The sequence below is a fragment of the Aequorivita aquimaris genome (genome assembly GCF_001573155.1).
Lineage (GTDB): Bacteria > Bacteroidota > Bacteroidia > Flavobacteriales > Flavobacteriaceae > Aequorivita > Aequorivita aquimaris.
Genome location: NZ_JRWG01000045.1, coordinates 1 through 734, shown reverse-complemented (window position 1 = coordinate 734; position 734 = coordinate 1). Strand labels below are relative to the sequence as shown.

The window sequence follows — 734 nt, the reverse complement described above, 5'->3', positions numbered from 1 at the left end:
GTTCGGCGATCGGCGACGGCGCGGGTGTGGGTTTACGGCTCATGCGGCGGTCAAATGCCTCGCCACGTTCTCTCCAACGGCCTGCGCGAGCTTCACCGGGACGGCGTTGCCGAGCTGGCGCATGGACTCGGTCCATGAGCCATGAAAGCGGTACTTGTCAGGGAAGGTCTGTAGCCGGGCGCTCTCTCGGACGCTGAAATAGCGCACGCTTCCATCGGCGCGACGCAGCATGTTCTCGCCCCCCGGGACACCGTGGACGCCCGCCTTGAGCGTCTTGGCTGGTTCATCAAGCGGACTGCCAGTGTGGCCCACATAGCTGCGGGCGCCACCTTGGAATCGATGGTTGAGGCAGGCAGCCGCGAGTTCCGGCTGAAGCTCCGGATCAGGAAGGTCTCCAATCGCGTCCCGCACGGTCAGCCACGGCTTGTCCGCCGGCTTCTCCAACAGCGCCATGCCGCGGGCGCGGAAGCGTGGATCAAGCACCCGGTCGCGCTTGGCGATCTCGTGCCGCTCCCAATAGTCACCCGTTCGTACCTGCTCCCATAGCAACGCTTCGAGCGAGTGGGTTGCCTCCGGGAAGGACCATTCAATGCCAAGGTCCGCGCGGAAGCCGACGAACACGACACGCTCACGCCGTTGTGGCACCCCGTGATTGGCTGCGTTGAGCACCCGATACACGACGTTGTAACGCAGCTCGTCCGAACCGCCCTTGGCGGTGTGGTGACGCTCTAGGC

General features: G+C 65.0%; 1 protein-coding gene. It reads right to left on the bottom strand.

What is annotated here, in order from left to right:
- Nucleotides 1–39 precede the first annotated feature (39 nt).
- The coding region (locus LS48_RS15880) for a DNA cytosine methyltransferase (RefSeq protein WP_162266503.1) at nucleotides 40–734 on the bottom strand (695 nt) is incomplete at its 5' end.